The organism is Xanthomonas campestris pv. campestris str. ATCC 33913 (assembly GCF_000007145.1).
GTDB lineage: Bacteria > Pseudomonadota > Gammaproteobacteria > Xanthomonadales > Xanthomonadaceae > Xanthomonas > Xanthomonas campestris.
The window spans coordinates 4,882,657-4,901,898 of the sequence record NC_003902.1 but is presented as its reverse complement, the minus strand read 5'-3'; the positions used below and the strand labels follow the sequence as shown (position 1 = coordinate 4,901,898).

At 63.5% G+C, this 19,242-nt stretch carries 14 protein-coding genes and 1 other RNA gene; 8 read left to right on the top strand and 7 right to left on the bottom strand.

Translation table 11 applies throughout. The annotated features are described in order from the left end of the window. The 4 genes from XCC_RS21350 (at window position 1) to XCC_RS21335 (ending at window position 6,735) form a co-directional block, all read left to right on the top strand. Window positions 1-993, top strand: coding sequence for an endo-1,4-beta-xylanase (locus XCC_RS21350; protein ID WP_011039187.1), 993 nt, complete (start codon window positions 1-3; stop codon window positions 991-993). A gap of 51 nt (window positions 994-1,044) precedes the next feature. Further along, complete coding sequence (gene uxaC / locus XCC_RS21345; RefSeq protein ID WP_011039186.1) at window positions 1,045-2,460, top strand: glucuronate isomerase; 1,416 nt, start codon at window positions 1,045-1,047, stop codon at window positions 2,458-2,460. 85 nt (window positions 2,461-2,545) lie between these two features. Continuing rightward, the gene (gene galB / locus XCC_RS21340) at window positions 2,546-5,437 is read left to right on the top strand and encodes a beta-galactosidase GalB (RefSeq protein WP_275044729.1); all 2,892 of its coding nucleotides are present in this window, start codon (window positions 2,546-2,548) and stop codon (window positions 5,435-5,437) included. A gap of 140 nt (window positions 5,438-5,577) precedes the next feature. Further along, window positions 5,578-6,735 carry an endo-1,4-beta-xylanase gene (locus tag XCC_RS21335; protein WP_011039184.1) on the top strand — a complete coding sequence of 386 codons (1,158 nt, stop codon included), beginning with the start codon at window positions 5,578-5,580 and terminating at the stop codon, window positions 6,733-6,735. A gap of 51 nt (window positions 6,736-6,786) precedes the next feature. On the opposite strand, the gene XCC_RS21330 is transcribed toward XCC_RS21335, so the two are convergent. Then, window positions 6,787-7,719, bottom strand: coding sequence for a hypothetical protein (locus XCC_RS21330; protein ID WP_230428425.1), 933 nt, complete (start codon window positions 7,717-7,719; stop codon window positions 6,787-6,789). Between the two features lie 902 nt (window positions 7,720-8,621). On the opposite strand from XCC_RS21330, the gene XCC_RS21325 reads away from it, so the two are divergent. Further along, window positions 8,622-9,659 (top strand): SMP-30/gluconolactonase/LRE family protein, encoded by a 1,038-nt coding sequence (locus XCC_RS21325; RefSeq protein WP_011039182.1) that lies wholly within the window; start codon window positions 8,622-8,624, stop codon window positions 9,657-9,659. Window positions 9,660-9,788: 129 nt separating this feature from the next. On the opposite strand, the gene XCC_RS21320 is transcribed toward XCC_RS21325, so the two are convergent. Further along, window positions 9,789-10,847: a Kelch repeat-containing protein gene (locus XCC_RS21320; RefSeq protein WP_011039181.1), complete on the bottom strand. Its 1,059-nt coding sequence runs from the start codon at window positions 10,845-10,847 to the stop codon at window positions 9,789-9,791. Window positions 10,848-11,168: 321 nt separating this feature from the next. Between XCC_RS21320 and XCC_RS22840 the strand changes: the two genes are divergently transcribed. After that, entirely contained in the window at window positions 11,169-11,954 is a 786-nt protein-coding gene (locus XCC_RS22840) for a DNA-binding protein (RefSeq protein WP_164923353.1), read from the top strand. Window positions 11,955-11,958: 4 nt separating this feature from the next. On the opposite strand, the gene XCC_RS21310 is transcribed toward XCC_RS22840, so the two are convergent. Together XCC_RS21310 and XCC_RS21305 are read right to left on the bottom strand one after the other, a co-directional pair. Continuing rightward, window positions 11,959-12,029, bottom strand: a non-coding RNA gene (locus tag XCC_RS21310) — sX9 sRNA. A 214-nt stretch (window positions 12,030-12,243) separates the two neighbouring features. Next, window positions 12,244-12,399 (bottom strand): DUF2256 domain-containing protein, encoded by a 156-nt coding sequence (locus tag XCC_RS21305; RefSeq protein WP_011039179.1) that lies wholly within the window; start codon window positions 12,397-12,399, stop codon window positions 12,244-12,246. A gap of 225 nt (window positions 12,400-12,624) precedes the next feature. On the opposite strand from XCC_RS21305, the gene XCC_RS21300 reads away from it, so the two are divergent. Together XCC_RS21300 and XCC_RS21295 are read left to right on the top strand one after the other, a co-directional pair. Then, entirely contained in the window at window positions 12,625-13,047 is a 423-nt protein-coding gene (locus XCC_RS21300; protein WP_011270094.1) for a hypothetical protein, read from the top strand. Between the two features lie 184 nt (window positions 13,048-13,231). Further along, window positions 13,232-13,618, top strand: coding sequence for a bleomycin resistance protein (locus tag XCC_RS21295; RefSeq protein ID WP_012439645.1), 387 nt, complete (start codon window positions 13,232-13,234; stop codon window positions 13,616-13,618). 46 nt (window positions 13,619-13,664) lie between these two features. Here the strand turns inward: XCC_RS21295 and XCC_RS21290 are convergent, their stop codons facing one another. The 3 genes from XCC_RS21290 to XCC_RS21280 form a co-directional block, all read right to left on the bottom strand. Continuing rightward, entirely contained in the window at window positions 13,665-14,771 is a 1,107-nt protein-coding gene (locus tag XCC_RS21290) for a type I restriction endonuclease (protein ID WP_011039177.1), read from the bottom strand. Between the two features lie 203 nt (window positions 14,772-14,974). Further along, on the bottom strand, window positions 14,975-16,438 hold the full coding sequence (locus tag XCC_RS21285; protein ID WP_011039176.1) for a mannitol dehydrogenase family protein: 1,464 nt from the start codon (window positions 16,436-16,438) through the stop codon (window positions 14,975-14,977). 111 nt (window positions 16,439-16,549) lie between these two features. Further along, the gene (locus XCC_RS21280; protein WP_011039175.1) at window positions 16,550-19,240 is read right to left on the bottom strand and encodes a glycoside hydrolase family 3 protein; all 2,691 of its coding nucleotides are present in this window, start codon (window positions 19,238-19,240) and stop codon (window positions 16,550-16,552) included. Window positions 19,241-19,242 lie beyond the last annotated feature (2 nt).

The window sequence follows — 19,242 nt, the reverse complement described above, 5'->3', positions numbered from 1 at the left end:
ATGTCCACGCATGCATGCGCACTGTTGTTGATGCTCACCGCTGGCCTGGCGCCAGCCGCGCAGGCCGCGCCGCTGGCGGCGGGTGCGTCCAAGTTCCTGGGCAGTGCCTACGGCCCGCAGCAGGCGCCGGGGTTTACCCAGTACTGGAACAAGCTCACGCCGGAAAACGCCGGCAAGTGGGGCAGTGTGGAGGCGGTGCGCGACCAGATGGACTGGAGCGGCCTGGATACCGCCTACAACTTCGCCAAGGCCAACGGCATGCCGTTCCAGATGCACGTGCTGGTGTGGGGCAACCAGCAGCCGGAATGGATCAAGCACCTGCCGCCGGCCGAGCAGCGCCGCGAGATCGAGCAATGGTTTGCCGCGGTGGCGCAGCGCTACCCGGATATCGACCTGCTGGAAGTGGTCAACGAGCCGCTGAACGACCCGCCCAGCAAGGACGATAACGGCGGCGGCAATTATCTGCAGGCGCTCGGCGGCAACGGTGCCAGCGGCTGGGAGTGGGTGCTGCAATCGTTCCGGCTGGCGCGCCAGCAGTTTCCGCGTGCACGGTTGATGATCAACGACTACAGCATCACCAATAGCCCGCAGGCCACGCAGCGTTATCTGCAGATCGTGCAGCTGTTGCAGCGCGAGCAGCTGGTGGATGCGATCGGCGTGCAGGAACACGCGTTCGAAACCACACCCAACGTGGCGATGTCGGTGCACCGCGCCAATCTCGACACGCTGGCCAGCACCGGCCTGCCGATCTACATCACCGAATTCGATCTGGATGGCCCAAGCGATGCGCAGCAGGTGGCCAGCTACCAGCGTGTGTTTCCGGTGTTCTGGGAGCACCCGGCGGTGGCCGGCATCACGCTGTGGGGCTATCGCCCTGGCTTGTGGCGCGACAAGGAAGCGGCTTGTCTCATCCGCGCCGATGGCAGCGAGCGGCCGGCGCTGGCCTGGTTGCGCGACTACGTGGCCCAGCATCCTGGCGTGCGTGCGCCGTGATGCGCTGCCGTGGCTGTACCGTTCTCCCTTGTTGTCTGGTGACCTGAGTCCATGCCCACACCCTTGATCCTGCACGACGACCGCCTGCTGCCGGCAGACCCCGCCACGCGTGCCATCGCGCGCCGCCTGTATGCGCAGACCGCGGCGTTGCCGATCATCAGCCCGCACGGCCATACCGACCCGGCCTGGTTTGCCACAGATGCCCCGTTCGCCAACGCGACCGAGCTGCTGCTGGTGCCCGATCACTACGTGTTCCGCATGCTGTACAGCCAGGGCATCGACCTGGATCAACTCGGCATTCCGCATGCCGATGGATCGCGTGCGCCGGTGGACCCGCGTGAGGCCTGGCGCGTGTTCGCCAGCCAGTTCGCGCTGTTGCGTGGCACGCCCTCGGCGTTGTGGCTCAACCACGTCTTCCATCAGGTGTTCGATCTGCGCATCCGCCTGGATGCCGGCAGCGCCGACCACTACTACGACCACATCACCGCCGCGCTGCAGACGCCGGCGTTCCGGCCGCGCGCGCTGTTCGAGCGCTTCAACATCGAGGTGATCGCCACCACCGAGTCACCGCTGGACACACTGGAGCACCACGCCACCATTCGCGACAGCGGTTGGACCGGGCGCGTGCTCACCGCCTACCGCCCGGATGCGGTGGTGGACCCGGAGCATGAGCAATTCGCCAGCGCGCTGCAGCAGTTCGCCGCGCTGACCGGCGAGGATGTCATGCAGTGGCCGGGCTATCTGTGTGCGCATCGGCAGCGCCGCGCGTTCTTCGCTGCGGCCGGTGCCACCTCCACCGATCACGGCCATCCCAGTGCGGCCACCGCAGACCTGTCGCCCGCCGAGGCACAGCGCCTGTTCGACACGGTGGTGCGTGGCCAGGCCACGCCGGCGCAGGCCGAGTTGTTCCGCGCGCAGGTGCTCACCGAAATGGCGGCGATGAGCGTAGACGACGGTCTGGTGATGCAGCTGCATCCGGGCTGTTTCCGCAATCACAATCGGCAGTTGTTTGAGCGGTACGGGCGCGACAAGGGCGCCGACATCCCGATGCGCACCGACTACGTGCATGCGCTCAAGCCGCTGCTGGACCGGTTCGGCAACGACCCGCGCTTTCGCCTGATCGTGTTCACGCTGGACGAAACCAGCTACAGCCGCGAACTGGCGCCGCTGGCCGGGCATTACCCGGCGCTGCTGCTGGGCCCGGCGTGGTGGTTCCACGATGCGCCGGAAGGCATGTGGCGGTTCCGCGAGCAGACGCTGGCCAGTGCCGGCTTCTACAACACGGTGGGCTTCAACGACGACACCCGCGCATTTCTGTCCATTCCCGCACGCCACGATGTGGCGCGGCGCGTGGACAGTGCATTCCTTGCGAAGCTGGTGGCCGAGCATCGGCTGGACGAAGACGAGGCCATGGAGGTCGCGATCGATCTGGCGTACCGCCTGCCCAAGCAGGCCTATAAATTGTGAGAGCGGGCAACCGCACTGCGTGCGCCCTGCGAGGACTGGCGCACTGCAGGCGGCCTGCACCTGAGGGGAGCGAGGGAGTGAGAGGATGACACCAGCCGTTATGCAGCAGCAGGCAACCACGGCCGCACAGCGCGTGAGCGAGCGCGGCGTAGGTGTGGCGATGACCGGTGCCATGCGCCTACGCGTTGTGCTGTATCGCCTCTGCAGGCGTGCACGCGATGGGCGCCCAGGCACTACGCAGCAGCCGCTGCAGCGCAGCCTGCGCGCTGGATGCATGGCGCTGATCTGCCTCTGCACTACCGCAGGTGTGGTCACAGCGGCGGAGCCAACCAACGCGCCGCGCGAACGGATCTCGCTCAACGCCGACTGGCGCTTCCGCCGTGGCGACCCGCCTGGCAATACCGTGCGGCTGGAGTACGACGTACGCCCGGAGGTGGTTCGCAGCGAAGACGGCAAGGTGGCCGATGCGCGGCCCGAGCAGGCGCAACGCATCGACGCCGACGCGCGCAACGTGCTCAAACCGTGGATCCTGCCGACTGCCAATAGCCTGATCGCCGACCCCACGCAGCGGCATGTGCGCCCGCCCGGGCACCCGGGCAGTGCGGTGGCCTACGTGCAGCCCATGTTCGACGACAGCGCGTGGCAGCGCGTGGACCTGCCACACGATTGGGCAATTGCAGGGCCGTTCCTGGCCGATGGCCCGCATGGCGGCATGGGGCGATTGCCGAGCTGGGGCGTTGGCTGGTATCGCAAGGCGCTGCAGATTCCGGCCAGCGACCGCGGCCGCTCGCTGTTTCTCGATCTCGATGGCGCGATGTCCTACGCCACCGTCTGGCTCAACGGCAAGCTGGTGGGCGGCTGGCCGTATGGCTACACCAGCTGGCGCGTGGATCTCACGCCGTATGTGGTGCCCGGCGGGCACAACCAGCTCACGATCCGGCTGGACAACCCGCCCGACTCGGCGCGTTGGTATCCCGGCGGTGGCCTGTATCGCAATGTCTGGTTGACCAAGACCGGCCCGCTCCGCGTTGCCCAGTGGGGCACGCAGCTGAGCACGCCGCAGGTGTCGGCCGAGCGGGCGCAGGTGCAGCTGGCGGTGCAGCTGGACAATGCCGGTGCCGCCCCCGTGCAGGCGCAGGTGAGCACCGCGCTGTACGCGCTGGATGACGCCAGCGGCCTGCGCCGTGGCCCGGCGGTGGCGCAGATTGCCGCGGTGCAGGTACAGGTGGCGGCGGGTGGCAATGCACGCGTGCAGGGCAGTACGCAGATCGAGGCGCCACGGCGTTGGGGTCCGCCACCGACACAGCAACCGCATCGCTATGTCGCGGTGACCGAGGTCAGCCAGGGTGGGCGTGTGGTCGATCGTGTCGAAACGCCATTCGGCGTGCGCAGCGTGGTCTTCGACCCGGACAAGGGCTTAGTCATCAACGGCGAACACGTGCCCATCCGCGGGGTCAACAACCATCACGATCTGGGCGCGCTGGGGGCCGCGTTCAACGTGCGCGCCGCCGAGCGGCAGCTGCAGTTACTGCAACACATGGGCGCCAATGCCATCCGCATGAGCCACAACCCGCCCGCGCCGGAATTGCTGGAGCTCACCGACCGCATGGGTCTGCTGGTGGTGGATGAGGTGTTCGACAGCTGGGAAATGAAAAAGACCCCGCTGGATTTCCACCTGATCTTTCCGCAATGGCACGAGCCGGATCTGCGCGCCATGCTGCGCCGCGACCGCAACCATCCCTCCATCATTTTGTGGAGCGTGGGCAACGAAGTGGGCGAGCAATACACCGGCGAAGCGGGCGCCGCGATCGCACGCAGGCTGCACGCCATCGTGTACGCCGAAGACCCTACGCGCCCGGCGACGGCGGCGATGAACTACGCCTCACCCGAGATGCCGCTGCCGGCGGCGCTGGATGTAATCAGCCTCAATTACCAGGGCGAAGGCATCCGCGATACGCCCGAGTTCGAAGGCACCGAGCGTATCCGCAAGCCGCCGCAGTACCCGGCCTTCCATGCCAAATTCCCGCGCAAGGCCATCCTCAGCAGCGAGACGGCCTCGGCGCTGAGCAGCCGCGGCGTGTACCTGTTTCCGGTGAGTGCGCAGAGCAGCGCGCCGGTGCGCGATGGCCGCGGCGGCGATTCGGTGGCTCACCAGGTCAGTGCGTATGAGCTGCACGCGGTGGATTTCGGCTCCAGTGCCGACAAGGTCTTTGCCGCGTTGGATCGGCATCCGTTCGTGGCCGGCGAGTTTGTGTGGACCGGCTTCGACTATCTCGGCGAGCCCACGCCGTACTACAGCTCACGCAGTTCCTATTCCGGCATTCTGGATCTGGCTGGCTTCCCCAAGGACCGCTACTGGCTGTATCAGGCGCGCTGGCGGCCGGAGCTGCCGATGGCGCACCTGCTGCCGCACTGGAGCTGGCCGGGGCGCGAGGGCCAAGTGACGCCGGTGCACGTGTTCACCTCCGGCGACGAGGCCGAGCTCTTCGTCAACGGCGTCTCGCAAGGCCGCAAGCGCAAGGCACCGTTGCAGTACCGGCTGCGCTGGGATGCGGTGGTGTACCAACCGGGAGAGCTGCGCGTGCAGGCTTACAAACATGGCAGGCCGTGGGCCAGCGACCGTGTGCAGACCGCCGGCCGTGCCACGCGCATGCAGCTCAGCGCCGACCGCAACCAGATCCGTGGCGATGGCAAGGACCTGAGTTTCATCACCGTGCGCCTGCTTGATGCCGACGGGCGCCCTGCACCGACTGCAGGTGACCGCTTGCGATTCCGCGTGGAAGGCGCAGGCGAACTGGTCGCCACCGACAACGGTGACCCGACCAACCTGGAGGCCTTCGTCCTGCCCGAGCGCAACGCGTTCAACGGTCTGTGCCTGGTGATCGTGCGCGCCAAACCGGGCGCGCAGGGGCCGATCACCGTGCATGTGCAATCCGACACGCTGCAGTCCGCCAGCGTGCAGGTGCTGGCGGAATGAGCGTGGTGTTGCCCGTGGTCGCTCGCTCAGTTACAGAGGCGTCCATGGCCCAACGCGCGCGCAACTGCACCCGCTGTGACAGCATCCCTTCCAGGAATCACTGCATGCACCTGTTTCGCCCACTCTCCTTTCGATGTGCAATGTTGCTGGGCTTGCTCGGCATGGCCGTCTCGCCCATCGCCTCGGCGGCCTGCGCACCGGGCACCACGGCGCTCAAGGACGCGTATGCAGGCGGCTTTCTGATCGGCACCGCGGTCAATACGGACATCGTCTCTGGCAAGGATGCGGCCTCCGCAGCGCTGGTTGGCTGCCACTTCAACGCGGTGACCGCCGAGAACGTGATGAAGGCCGAGGTGGTGGCGCCGCAGCCGGGCGTGTTCGATTTCACCGCGGCCGATGCCTTTGTCGCCGACAGGCAGCGGCGTGGCATGTTCATCGTTGGCCATACGTTGGTCTGGCATAACCAGACGCCGGAGTGGTTCTTTGTCGATGCAAACGGCAAACCGAATACGTCGCAGGCCCAACTGGAACGCATGCGCGCGCACATCGCGCGCGTGGCCGGCCGCTACGTGGGCAAGGTGCAGGCCTGGGACGTGGTCAACGAGATCATCGACGAGGACGGCAGCTACCGCTCCACCAACTGGGTGCAGCGCGTCGGCGATGGCGACACCGTGGTGCGCAATGCGTTCGCCTTCGCGCAGCGCTATGCGCCCGACGCACAGCTCTACTACAACGACTTCAACGCCTGGCGGCCGGCCAAGCGCGATGGCATCGTGCGCATGGTCAAGATGCTGCAGCAGGCCGGCATCCGCATCGACGGCGTGGGCATGCAAGGGCATTGGGGCCTGAACTACCCGAGCGTGCAGGACATCGAAGCCGCCATCGATGCTTACGCTGCGCTCGGGGTCAAGGTCATGATCACCGAGCTGGACATCGACGTGCTGCCGGTCACCAAGGAAGGCCAGGTGATCGGCACCGGCTTTGCGCACAAGCAGTTCCAGTTACCCGAATTCAAGCACTTCCTCGACCCGTACCCGGATGGCCTGCCACCACAGGTGCAGACGCAGCTACGTGACCGCTATGCGGAACTGTTCGCGCTGTTCTGGCGCAAGCGCGACAAGCTGGCGCGCGTCAGCGTCTGGGGCGTCAGCGATGGCATGTCCTGGAAGAACGACTACCCCGTGCCCGGCCGCACCAACTACCCGCTGCTGTTCGACCGCAACCACCAGCCCAAGCCGGCCCTGGATGCGGTGCTGGCGGTGCCGGCAGGCGCTAGCGGAAAGCAAGCGGAGGGCTGATGATCATCGCTTCTAACGACGCGCACTCCAGTTGTGTAACGGAGCATTCTTCTAGTCGGTAGGCAGCCCGATGGCCTTTGCGGCAGACAACAGCTCTTGTTGACGCCCCCCGCGTGGCCATCCCGTCACCTGTCGTACTACTCTCCCATTCTTGAAAAAATAGAATGCCGGGGTCTCCCAATGGTTGATCATCCTCCAATCAGACCGTCGATAAACAAGTGAGAAATGTGCGTCGGGATGATGTGCGTTCCATTGCGCGTAGACAGAAAAGTCAGGTTGTCTGCTGGGTGGTGCTATCCACCTGGAATAATCCCGCATGAGTTTCCTGAGTGGCGAGCTTCTGGAGATGTCATCAGCGGCCTGTTGTGTGTAAGCACACAGAGGATCGCCCACGACGAGAATTGTCGTTGGTTCAAGTCGTGCCATCGACTCCTTCAGTACTGCCCCATCCGTATTCACGACCAACTCCGATGCCATTCCTGCTTCGCGACCTTTGAGCGGAATCAATTTGGGTGGTCGGCGTGGTAGTGCGTAAGAATAATTATGAAAGAACGCCTGAGCTGCATTGAAGTCCCGTGCTGCCACCAATGCACCATAGGTGTTGACGATATCACTTGGCTGCATCAGTCTCTTGCCCTCAAGTACCTTAAAAAGTTTTACTTGGTCGTTGGCAATACCTGCATCGTCTGTATAAAACGAAGCGGCATTTGCCGCTTCAAAGAGGGCTCGTGCGTCGGTTGACGAGAGCTTCTGGGCATCTTGCTTGAGCCGCAAGCGGATGCCTGCCAACGCATATGTCTGCATGACATGGGCCAGTCTTTTACTCTCTGACGCCTGGTCAGGATTCTTGGCAGCTGCGATTATATCGGCACGTAGCTTCAGGACTCCAGACGAAGAATCGTCGCTTGCGCATGCGTCCCCTGCGTAAAGTTGCACCAGGGTTGAGCAAAGCACCGTCAGGTAGATCAGCAATTTCCAGTGCATATAAAGTCGATGGACTTTTGGCAAGTTCCGCGACCCGCGCAGCGATAGTCGCCGTAATCTACTTCGGGGTCCTTTGAAGCAGCAGGCTGAATCAATGAGGAGCTTGCCGATAGGATTGCACGATCAACCTCACTCTCAACACGCAGTCCGGGAACGGAAGCTGTCGCATCCTGGATGCCAAGCAATGACAATATTGCATAAGCTTGGCGAATGCTGAGTCCGCTCAATTCCTTGTAAGAAAACGTCGTAACCCCACGCTCGTTGAACTCGATGCTTTCGGTAAAACGCTGAGCAGAATTCCGGTTCAGCACTGATAGTGGGGATCCGATGGGCTCTTGGCCAGATAGCGCCTTACCTCTTGCTTATTCTTCAAAGGTGCCAATGCGAAGTCGCGGCTACGAATCTTTTGCGTCTCGCTTTGAATGGATGCTGCGTGTGCACTGTTCGCTTCAACCTGGGTGCTCTGCTTGGTTGCACTTGCACACAGGGGTGTGATGAACGCGAGCGCGGATAAGAAAAGAGCAATTCGGTTTTTCATTCTTCCCCCTCGGTTCGTCTTGAGTAGTGCCTGATTGGCTTGGCTCGGGAATAAGCTAGTACTGATTTTAGATAAAATTATTGCTTTTGGTCACACTCTAGTTGCCAATATGGATTTAAATTTTATAGGCAATATAAGTAAGGTGGGCAGGGACTCCGTGGCTGGCAGCTCCCGGGATGGTTTCTGTAAAGGTCTTGCAGTTCTGGCCTGTGCTATGAGTGCTCGATAGTAAGCGCAGCGCCTGACTGCTGTTCCTGCGTTTCGGCATGACAGGTTAAGGTTAGTTTGCATTAATGCCGCGAACACCGTAATGAGCTCGGCCGCTTGGTGGCATGATGGGTGTCACTGACGAATGGGATTTACGATGCGCCTGTCACTTTTGATGCTGTTGGTCATTCCGCTGCTCGCATTGCTTTCTGCCTGTACCAAGAGCAATGCACCGCCATCGCGATACCCGGCGATTGGCCATCTTGAAAGCTTCCATGCGAGCTTCAGCGATGTGGTTGCAACCGACGCACGCATCGAAAAGCTCACCGAAGGCTTCACCTGGTCCGAGGGCCCCACCTGGGTGCGGCAGGGCGGCTATCTGCTGTTCACCGATGTGCCAGAAAACAAGCTGTATCGCTGGTCCGACGACTCAGGGTTATCGGTGTTCTTGTCGCCTTCCGGTTACGCCGGCACGGATGTCGCCGCGCTGCGCGAAGCCGGTGCCAATGGCCTGTTTGCCGAACCGGGCGGCACCGTGTTGCTGGCCGATTCTGGTACCCGCATCGTGGCGCGGCTGGACCCTGCCACGCGCACGAAAACTCCGCTGGCCACCAGTTTCGACGGCAAGCGCTTCAACAGCCCCAACGATGTGGTGCGTCGCAAGGATGGCGTGGTGTTCTTCACCGACCCACCGTATGGCTTGAAGGGCATGAACGATTCGCCGGTCAAGGAACTGCGCTTCAACGGCGTGTATCGCCTGGATACCGACGGCAGCGTGCACCTGCTCGACGACAGCCTGAGTTTTCCCAACGGCATCGCGCTGTCACCGGATCAGCGCACGCTCTACGTGGCCAACTCCGATCCGGCGCGCCCGATCTGGATGGCGTATGCGCTGGATGCGCAGGGCGCGGTGACCGGCAAGCGTGTGTTCGCCGATGCCACCGACCTGGTCAACAAAGACACGCCCGGCTTGCCTGACGGCATGGCGGTGTCGGCAGATGGCCGCCTGTTCGCCACCGGCCCTGGCGGCGTCATCGTGTTCGATCCGGACGGCCGCAGACTCGGCCGCATCGAAACCGGTGCCGCCATTTCCAACTGCGCCTTCGGCAATGACGGACACACGCTGTACATGACCTCGCACGCACTGCTGGCGCGGGTGAAGGTGACCTCGCTTGGGTTGGAGTTTGCACGCTGACAAGCGCAACACGCACCGAAGGCTCGCGATAGCCGCTCCACCGTAGGAGCGGCCTTGGCCGCGACAGGGCAGTGCCGATGCGCGCCATGCACAGGCGATCCATCTAGGCGTGCGCCCGCAGCGCACTGACTAATCCAGTGACTGCGTGTCTTGCAGCTTCGGCAACACCAGCACATCCTCCAGCTCCGGCCCACCGCCCCGATTTGCGCTACCCGCAGCGAGATAGACATCGCCCTTCACCGCGGCTGCCTGCGTGCCGTGGCGCCCCTGCGGCAACGTCGGCAGTGTCGTCCAGCGCGCCGTACGCGGGTCGTAGGCCTCCACCTCTTCGTGCGCCTTCACCTGGCGCGTGCTCTCGCCGCCCATGACGAGCAGCCGGCCATCGCGCGCGATCGCGGCGGTGCCCGCACGTGGCGTCGGCAGCGCGGCCGGTGCAACTGTCCAGCTGCGCTGTGCAATGTCGTACACATCGACCTCACCGATTGTCTGCGCCAGGGTATTGCCGCTTTCATGCGCGGAACGACGCCCGCCGGCGGCATACAGCTTGCCGTCGAGTACCACCGCATGGAAGTGATCGCGCGCATGCGGTGCGTCGGGCAGCTGCGTCCATTGCTGTGTCCGGGTGTCGAAAGCATCCAGCCAGGGCACGTAGCCGCTCATGTGGCCACGTGTATTGCCGCCGACCAGATACAACACCCCCGCATGTTCCACCGTGCCGGCGGCACCGCGACGGCGCTGCGTGGGAATCTCCGGCCCGACCTGCCATTGGTCGGTCTTCGGGTCGTAGATCAGCATGTTGGTGAGCGAGGCCTCTTCGGGATAGTTGCCCGTAAAGCCACCCACCACGTAAAGCTTGCCGGACGACACCACGGCCTGGGCATGATTGACCATCAGTGGCGGCGTGGCGCCCTGCGACCACCGCTGCGTGGTGGTATCGAAGATCTCCAGCGGCCGGTCGTCGCGCCCACCCAGCAGGTACAGACGATCATCAATGGCGACCATGCTGTTCTCATGGCGCGCGTGCGGTGTGTTGTGCGTGGCCACCGTGCGCCACTGCACGGGCTGCACCGCCTGTGCGGCTTCAGCCGATGCGCGGTTGCCATCGGGTGTGCCGCCAACGTGCGCAGGAATACATGTGACCCCGGCAGCGAACACGGCTGCGCGGAACGAAGTCGCCAAAGAGCTCATGGACGTCTCTGCCTGATTGCGATGACTGGCCAGTGTATCGGCACGCGCGTGCGCTGTGACCCTGCAAAAGCAGGCTGATCCGCGTGGTGCAGCGACGCCATGCAAAATTATTGCGACGTCACGCTACGCTGCTTGCATCAAGTCGATGGAGCCCGGTGGACGCATCTATCAACCGCCGCACGGCGTGCCCAACGCAGCACGCCAGAGAGCGGATCACAAACAACGCACTGGCAGCGCTGCATGCTCCCGGGCGCACGCTCTTCACGTCCAACAGTACCCCGCAATGCGAACACTACGGCAACGCACTGACAGGAGAGCCGCGTGGCACGCACCTCGACAACAAAGACCCTCAACACCACGCCGCCCAAGACCGTCGCCAACGCAGCAGCCCGCGGATTGCGCTTGCGTGAGCAACACAGGCGCGGCGGCACGGCGATTGGTGTGGCACGTGCAAGGGACCTGTCCGCCCAGAAGCAGCTCTCGGCCCAGACCATTCGGCGGATGCACGCGTACTTCGCTCGCCACAGCGTGGACAAGACCGGCAAGGGATGGGCGGATCGCACCAAGCCATCCGCCGGCTACATCGCCTGGCTGCTGTGGGGCGGCGATGCCGGGCAGCGGTGGGCCGAGCGACTGCATGCCCGCCTGCAGGCGGGTGACAACAAGCAGACCGGAGCGGCTACCCAGAAAGCCGCCAGCACGAAGTCGTCCTCCAAAAAAAAAAATGCGGCGAAAACCGATGCAAGCGCCGCCACGTCGAACAGCGGAGCACGTACAGCCGCAAAGAAGCGCGCGACTCCCCGCAAGGGCACGGCAAAGAAAGCCACGAGCAAGCGCGCGACACAGCAGAGCAGCGTGCGGAAGGGCGCCACCAAGAAGGTGGCTGCCAAAAAAGCAACAAGCAACAAGACGGCTGCCAAGAAACCCGCCAGCAAGAGGACTGCACCCTGGAAAAAGTCCAACCCGGCCAAGACATCCAGGCCACTGTCGGCTGCGCAGAAAACCCAAGCCAAGGCCCGCGCCAAGGCTGCAGGCCGTCCGTACCCCAACCTGGTCGACAACATGGCGGTTGCGAAGCAGTCGAAAGCCAGGAAAGCCGCGGAGTAGGAGCGGCCAACACAACGTAGTGTGCGTTGGGTGGGTGCGGACGACACGGAGGAGGCGGAGTGCACGGTGCTGCATAAGGATTCCGTGCACCGGCCGCGGGCGGCTGCGTCGTCGTTTTGATGGCTGCTCCAACTCGCCAGTACGCAGCATCTATCCATCTGGTTTGCACCGCAGCAGGCCACCAGGCAGTGCCGGTGCTCCGCGCTAACCGACGCGGCTTGCCAAGCCGGCGCCTTCGCTCGCTACAACGCGGCACGTTGCAGGGAGCGCCGCGCAAACTCAACGGACCTCAGCTGCTCGGCTGAGCCTTACGCGCATGACGGCAGCGATCGGAACAGTACTTCACCTCGTCCCAGACACGCTCCCACTTCTTGCGCCAACGAAACGGTCGTCCGCACTGAACGCAAACCTTCTCTGGCAAGTGTTGTTTCTTGGGCGCTGCCATGTGGGTGCTGACTCAAGAGGCATGGCGATGAGGGCTCAAGCATGTCATAGCCATGTACCGCAGCCATGCCTCGGGAATGAACCGCTCACGAGGTGACATGGCCAGTCATCTGGCAGGCCACAACTTCGGGCCCATTGTCTATAGTGGGGGGCCGCTGGCAGGCGCCTGCTCTGTGGACCCACCCCAAGCGATGAAGCGCAGGCTTCGTCTCAGACAAGGACGGTCGTGAAAGTATCTCTCCTCGTGTTATCTGCACTGCTCTATGGCATTGCGCTCTGTCTTCCCGCATTGCATGGAGGCAACGATCAACTTGGCGGTTTCGTCATTTTGCTGCTTGGCTGGATCCAGCTGGTCGATGGCCAATGTATCGCCTGGTTAAGCAACCCACTGTTCTTCCTGGCGTGGCTTTGTTACTTCCTCAAACTGGACAAGTTGGCTGCAGCCTTGCTGGTATCAGCCTGCCTAATCGGACTGGATACCTTTCGCGCAACCAGGTTCGACAAGAACGAGGCCGGTCATCAGGTCACGATCGATCACGTGGGCGCCGCGTTCTACGTGTGGGAGTTGAGCTTTCTGATCCTGCTTGCAGTGGTGCTGATGCGTCTTTTGAAGAAGAACGCCGCCATGCGAAGTGATCAGGCGGTCTGAGGGAGCGGGCGGCACTATCTGCAAGCGACAATGTGACAATGAAGTCTGGGCCGCCGGCAGGTCTGAGCTGCGTGGTGAATCAGGTAAATCGCAGGGCGGTGGCGTGCACACCGCTTGGGCTGTTACGCCGCCAATGATCGCCGTAATGTGTTCAGCACTGATCCCTTCGACAGAGGAGACAAGAATGAATGCCAGCGCCAATGTCGGTGACCAGACCATCCCGATCCTTCCCCGCCGCTCGATTGCGCAGACGCTGACGTTCTATCGCGCGCTTGGCTTTGCCGGCGATGCGCACCCGCATGATGCGGGCTACGCGATCCTGCAGCGCGGCGATGTGGAGCTGCACTTCTTTGCGCATCCGGATCTGGACCCGGCGGCCTGTTATGCGGGCTGCTATCTGCGCGTGACTGATGTGGATGGTGTCTATGCCGCAATGCGGGCAGCAGCGCTGCCGGCACAAGGCATCCCACGGATCGATCCAGTCGGCGACAAGCCCTGGGGCATGCGCGAATTTGCGATTGTGGATGAAAGCGGCAACTTGCTGCGGATCGGCCAACAGCTCGAGCCGTGACACGCCGGGAGATTATGACGCCCGGCGCATGGGGTGCTGAGACCGACTAAGCACAGTCTTCCTGTGGCAAATACGCTGCGACAGTGGCGCGAATCTTTTCTGCGAAATTATAAATATCGTCGATCGAACCGAGATCGATCTGCTCCTCTTCCTTGGCCGCATTGAAAAGCCCAAGCCGGAGCTTTTGAGGGTTGTTGAACCGGAGTCTGCAGATCGGCTTCCGATTGTTGTCGTCCAGGAGGATGGCGCAATAGCTTTGAGCATCCCTCATAAAGACGCGTCTTCCAGGAATGGCTTCGCGTACGATCGCTCTGACAACGTGAAAGCCTTCGATCTCTTCCGGCGTTGTGACGATCAGTGGATCAGGAGCAAGTGAGGCTGCCGCCGTAGGCTGATCTGCGGGGACATGCGAGATGTGATCACCGATCAAGGCAGTTTCAGGTGCCATGGCACCTTTAAGCCGTTCATTGATTCGCTCACTGACCAGCTGATCGAACGCGCGGCGCGTGATCGCTGTGAATTGATCGCGGATCGCCGGCGTAAAGCGTCTTGTTCCGACCAGATCAGCCGAGACCAGCTTGACGAATTCTTCGGTAGGCTGATGCATCCATTCTGCCAGACGTGTCTGGATAGCGCGTGTGTACTTCAATTCATTCGCGGTCGTCAGAATCGTGTCTAGGTCAAACGCCGACTTGGCAAACTTTTTGAGTTCTTCGACATCGCGTTCTTTGAAATCAAGGACGTTGAATTCGAAGAACGGCTTTTCATCCATCTTGTTCGGCTGTTCTAGGTCAGTGAAAAACCTGTAGACCAGGCCGTTCGTCAAAACACCAAAGCGTGCCGCAGTGACGTGGAAGTAGCGAAATAGCTGGCCTGCATGATTGATGCTTAGCTCGGCACCCGCTTTCTTACACTCGAAAAGAATGATGGGTTTGCCATCGCGAAGAATCGCATAGTCGACTTTCTCGCCTTTCTTCGTGCCGACATCGGCAACGATTTCCGGCGTGACTTCGAGTGGATCGAAAACATTGTATCCAAGAATTTGGATGAGGGGCATCACCATTGCATTCTTGGTGGCCTCTTCTGTCTGAATTAACGCGCGTGTCGTACTGATGCGTGTCGCAAGCACACGCAACTGATCAATAAAATCCATCTAACCCGCTCCCTTCCCCTGTTGTGTAATTTTTACCACAGCAAAGCGACGAGAACGCAATAGGCACAAGTTTTGTGGTTGACGCATGGATCAGTTCGCTAGGACTCGTCGGGGGAGAGCGAATTGTTTGCATGAGGCCGCAGGTGTCAGGACTAACGCTGTCCTGCAATGCATTTTGGGTGTGACCGAGGTAAGCGCTTGATCTATGCAGTTGCCAGAAGCTGTTGTACATCTGCCGGCCGCGCAGTTTGGAAGAGGGCATACGCCTGCTGTAGCGCTTCTACAAAACGCTCGTCAGCAGACAGCGGCGCAAAGGTTGCGTCAACTGTGAGAAATGCAGCGATATCCCGGTGTGCGTCGCCGGTCGCGATACGGCCGATCGCACTTAGCTGTTCGCCCAGCGGATCAACCAACGCAACACCTGCGTGCGCCTGCCTGCGCACAAAGTGCAGCCAGGCTGCGACCGGCAGGCAGAGGCGATCGATGCGGCGGCCGGCGGTGAGTGCGTCGGCAATTGTGCCGAGCAGGCGCACCGGAATCTTCTGCGAGCCGTCCCAGGCGATCTGGGCCAGCAGGTGGCGGATGGCGGGGTTGCGGAAGCGGGCCAGGATGGCGTCGCTGTAGCGGTGCGGGTCGAAGCCGGGCATCGTCGCCAGGCTGGGGCCGATGTCCTCGCGCATCAGCGTTGCGACGAAGCTGGCCAGCGGCGTGTGCTGCATGGCATCGGCCACGGTCTCCAGCTGCAGCAGGCTGCCGAGGTAGGCAAGCGCCGAGTGCGGGCCGTTGAGCAGGCGCAGCTTGGCGCGCGCGTAGCCGGCGATATCGTCGCTGAGCGTGACGCCTGCGCGTTCGAATGCCGGGCGGCCGTTGCAGAAGCGGTCTTCGATTACCCACTGGGTGTAGCGCTCCCGCTGGATCGGCCAGGCGTCGTGCAGGCCGGTCTGTGCGTGCACTTGCGCGCGTAGCGCCTCGTCGGTGGCAGGGGTGATGCTGTCCACCATCGAGCGCGGAAAGCTGACGTGCTGTTCGATCCAGGCGGCGAGCGCGGGATCGCGTTGCTGCGCAAGCAGCACGGTGGCGCGGCGCAGCAGGCTGCCGTTGTCGGCCAGGTTGTCGCAGCTGAGCACGGTGAACGGTGCGCGGCCGTGCTGCCTGCGTGCATACAGGCCGGCGACCAGGTAGCCGATCGCGCTGCGCGGTGTCTGCGGATGCGCAAGGTCATGCACGATATCGGGGTGGCTGAGGTCCAACGCATCGCCTGCCAGGCAATAGCCTTTTTCGGTGACGGTGAGAGTGACCAGGCGCACTGCCGGATCGGCGAGGCGGGCGAGCACGGCAGGTTGCTCATCGCTGGCGCAGAGCACTTCGGCGATGGCACCGATCACGCGCAGCTGTGGCTGTGCATCGAGCAGTGCAAGCGTGTACAGGCCGTCCTGCGGGCGCAGCGCATCGCGCACCTGCGGGTTGTGCAGCGACACCGCGCAGATGGCCCAGGCGGGGTCGTCGGCGAGCAGGTCATCGATGTAGACGGCCTGGTGCGCGCGATGGAAGGCGCCAGCGCCTAGGTGGACGATGCCGATGGTGGTGTGTTTGGGAGTGTAGGTGGGAGTGAGGACGGTGGCAGGTAGGTGGGCGAGTGTTGCGATGGAGAGCGTTGGAATTGGCATGGGTGTTTGTTTGAAATCGTGGGGTGATGCAAGTTCGCTTGGTGGCCGTACCCTCACCCCAACCCCTCTCCCGACGGGAGAGGGGCGTTGATTCCGCGGCGTGCGGTGGGATCAGTTTGCGGTGACGGTAAAGCGTTGTTTGCTGCGGATGTCTGCGCTGGAGGCACCGATCTGCAGCTCGTAGGCGCCTGGGTCGACGGCGTACGCTTTGCGCTGCTCGTCGTAAATACGCAGCGCCTCGCGCGGGGTGATGTTGAAGCTCACCTCGCGGTGTTCGCCCGGTTGCAGGGTGATGCGCTGGAAGCCGCGCAACTCCTTGCGTGCGCGTTCGCGCTGCGGGTTGAGCGGGTGCAGATACAGCTGCACCACTTCATCGCCGGCTCGCTGGCCGGTGTTCTTCACCGACACGGTGGCGCGCAGCGTGCCATCGGCGGCAACGGTGGTGCGGTCCAGCCGCAGGTTCGAATACGCGAACTGCGTGTAGGCCAGGCCATGGCCGAACGGGTACAGCGGCTTGCCGTCGAAGTAGCGGTAGGTGCGCCCGCGCATGGCGTAATCGTCGAAGGCCGGCAGGCGTTCGTCTTCCTTGTAGAAGGTGATCGGCAGGCGCCCGCCCGGGCTGGCCTGGCCGAACAGCACATCGCCCACTGCGGTACCGCCACGCTGGCCGGGGTACCAGGCCAGCAGGATGGCGGGCACGTGTTGCTGTGCCCAGTCGATGGCCAATGCGGAGCCAGTGGTGAGCACCGCGACCACTGGCGTGCCGGTGGCCTGCAGTGCCTGCAATAGCTCGCGTTGGGGTTTGGGCAGGCGCGTGTCGGTGCGGTCGCCGCCAGCAAAGCCGGGGTAATTGACGTCCATTTCCTCACCTTCGACATCGCCGGTGAGACCGCCGACAAACACCACCACATCGGCATTGCGCGCGGCATCCACGGCTTCCTGCAACGGCGGTTTGGCGCCGGGCATGCGCCAGGCCAGGCGTACGCCGGCATCGCGGGTGGCTTCGTAATATTCCACGCGCAGGTCGTAGGCCTTGCCGGCCTGCAGCGCCACGGTGGCGGTGCTGCTCCGCATGCGCGGCGCATCGCTCCACTGGTCGATGAGCGGCTTGCCGTCCAGATACAGGCGCACGCCGTCGTCGGCGGCAATCTGCAGCTCGTAGTTTCCCGACACCGGCGGCAGCAACTGGCCGTGCCAGCGCACGCTGAAGTCGTCCTTGCCGAGCGCCTGGCCGGGCTGTAGTTCGCCGCGGCCGACCGCATCGTCGGTGGGCGCATTGCGGTCCCAACGGAAGGCGATGCGTGGGTCGATGCGGGTGAGCACCGGCTGGCCCGCCAGTGCACGGCCACGGAAGTAGTCACCGGTAAGGCCGTTCTGGCTGGCACCGGCGGCTGGGCGCAGGTAGCGCGCGTCGATCGGTGCGGCGGCGTTGGGGTCTTCGCGGCCTTCCACCAGGTCGCTGCCGCGTGCATACACCACCTCGGCCTGCGGGGCCGCATCGCGGATGCCTTGCAGGATGGTGACCGGCGCGGCCGGTGTGCCGTAGTAGTTGCCCAGCAGCGACATCGGGTCATCGGCGGTGGGGCCGACCACGGCAATGCGCTTGAGCGTGGGCTTGAGCGGCAGCAGGCCGTCGTTTTTCAGCAGTACCAGCGATTCGCGTGCGGTGCGCCGGGCCAGTGCATCGTGCTGCGGCGATTGATTGGCCGATGCCGGGGTCTGCGCCCACGGCACCTTGGCCGGCGGGTCGAACATGCCCAGCCGCAGGCGCGCGGCCATCAGCCGTGTCAGCGACCGATCGATGGTGGCTTCATCGATCAGGCCGGCACGCACGGCGGCAGGCAACGCGGCATAGGTGTCGCCGCAATCCAGGTCGGTGCCATGCTTGACGCCGAGTGCGGCGGCGGCTTCGGGCGTGGGCACGATCTTGTGGTTCTGCCAGATGTCGCGGATGGCCGCGCAGTCGCTGACGATGTAGCCATCGAAACCCCAATCACGGCGCAGGATGCCTTCCAGCCGCGTGCTGGCCGATGCGGACTCGCCGTTGACGCGGTTGTAGGCACCCATCACCGCGGCGACGTGGCCTTCCTGCACCAGCGCCTGAAAGGCGGGCAGATAGGTCTCGTAGAGATCGCGCTCGCTGGGATGCACGTCGAAATGATGACGATCCGCCTCCGGGCCACTGTGCACCGCGTAATGCTTGGCGGTGGCATCGAGCTTGCGATACGGCCCCTGCTGCGCCTGCAGGCCCTGCACGAAGGTGACGCCCATGCGCGCGGTGAGGAACGGATCCTCGCCATAGGTTTCCTGGCCACGGCCCCAGCGCGGGTCACGGAAGATGTTGATGTTGGGCGACCAGAACGTGAGCCCCTGGTAACGCTTGTGCTCGCCGCCCGCCAGGAAGGCATGGTGCTTGGCGCGCGCTTCGTCGCTGATGGCGGTGGCCACCTCGGCCATCAACGGGGTATCGAACGTGGCCGCCAGGCCGATCGCCTGCGGAAACACCGTGGCACCGCCGGCGCGGGCCACGCCGTGCAGGGCTTCGTTCCACCAATCGTATTCGGGCACCTGCAGGCGCGGGATGGCGGGCGCGGCGTTCTGCATCTGCGCGGCCTTTTCCTCCAGCGTCATGCGCGATACCAGATCGGCGGCGCGCGCCTGCAGCGGTTGCGTGGGGTCCAGATATGGCGGCGGTGGCGTTGCGGCGTGCGTGCTGCCGGCGGCCACGCCGAGCGCCAGCAACAGGCCCCGCGCCAGGGCACGGTGCGGCACGCGGGCATGCGGGGCAGGATGGGAATGCATGC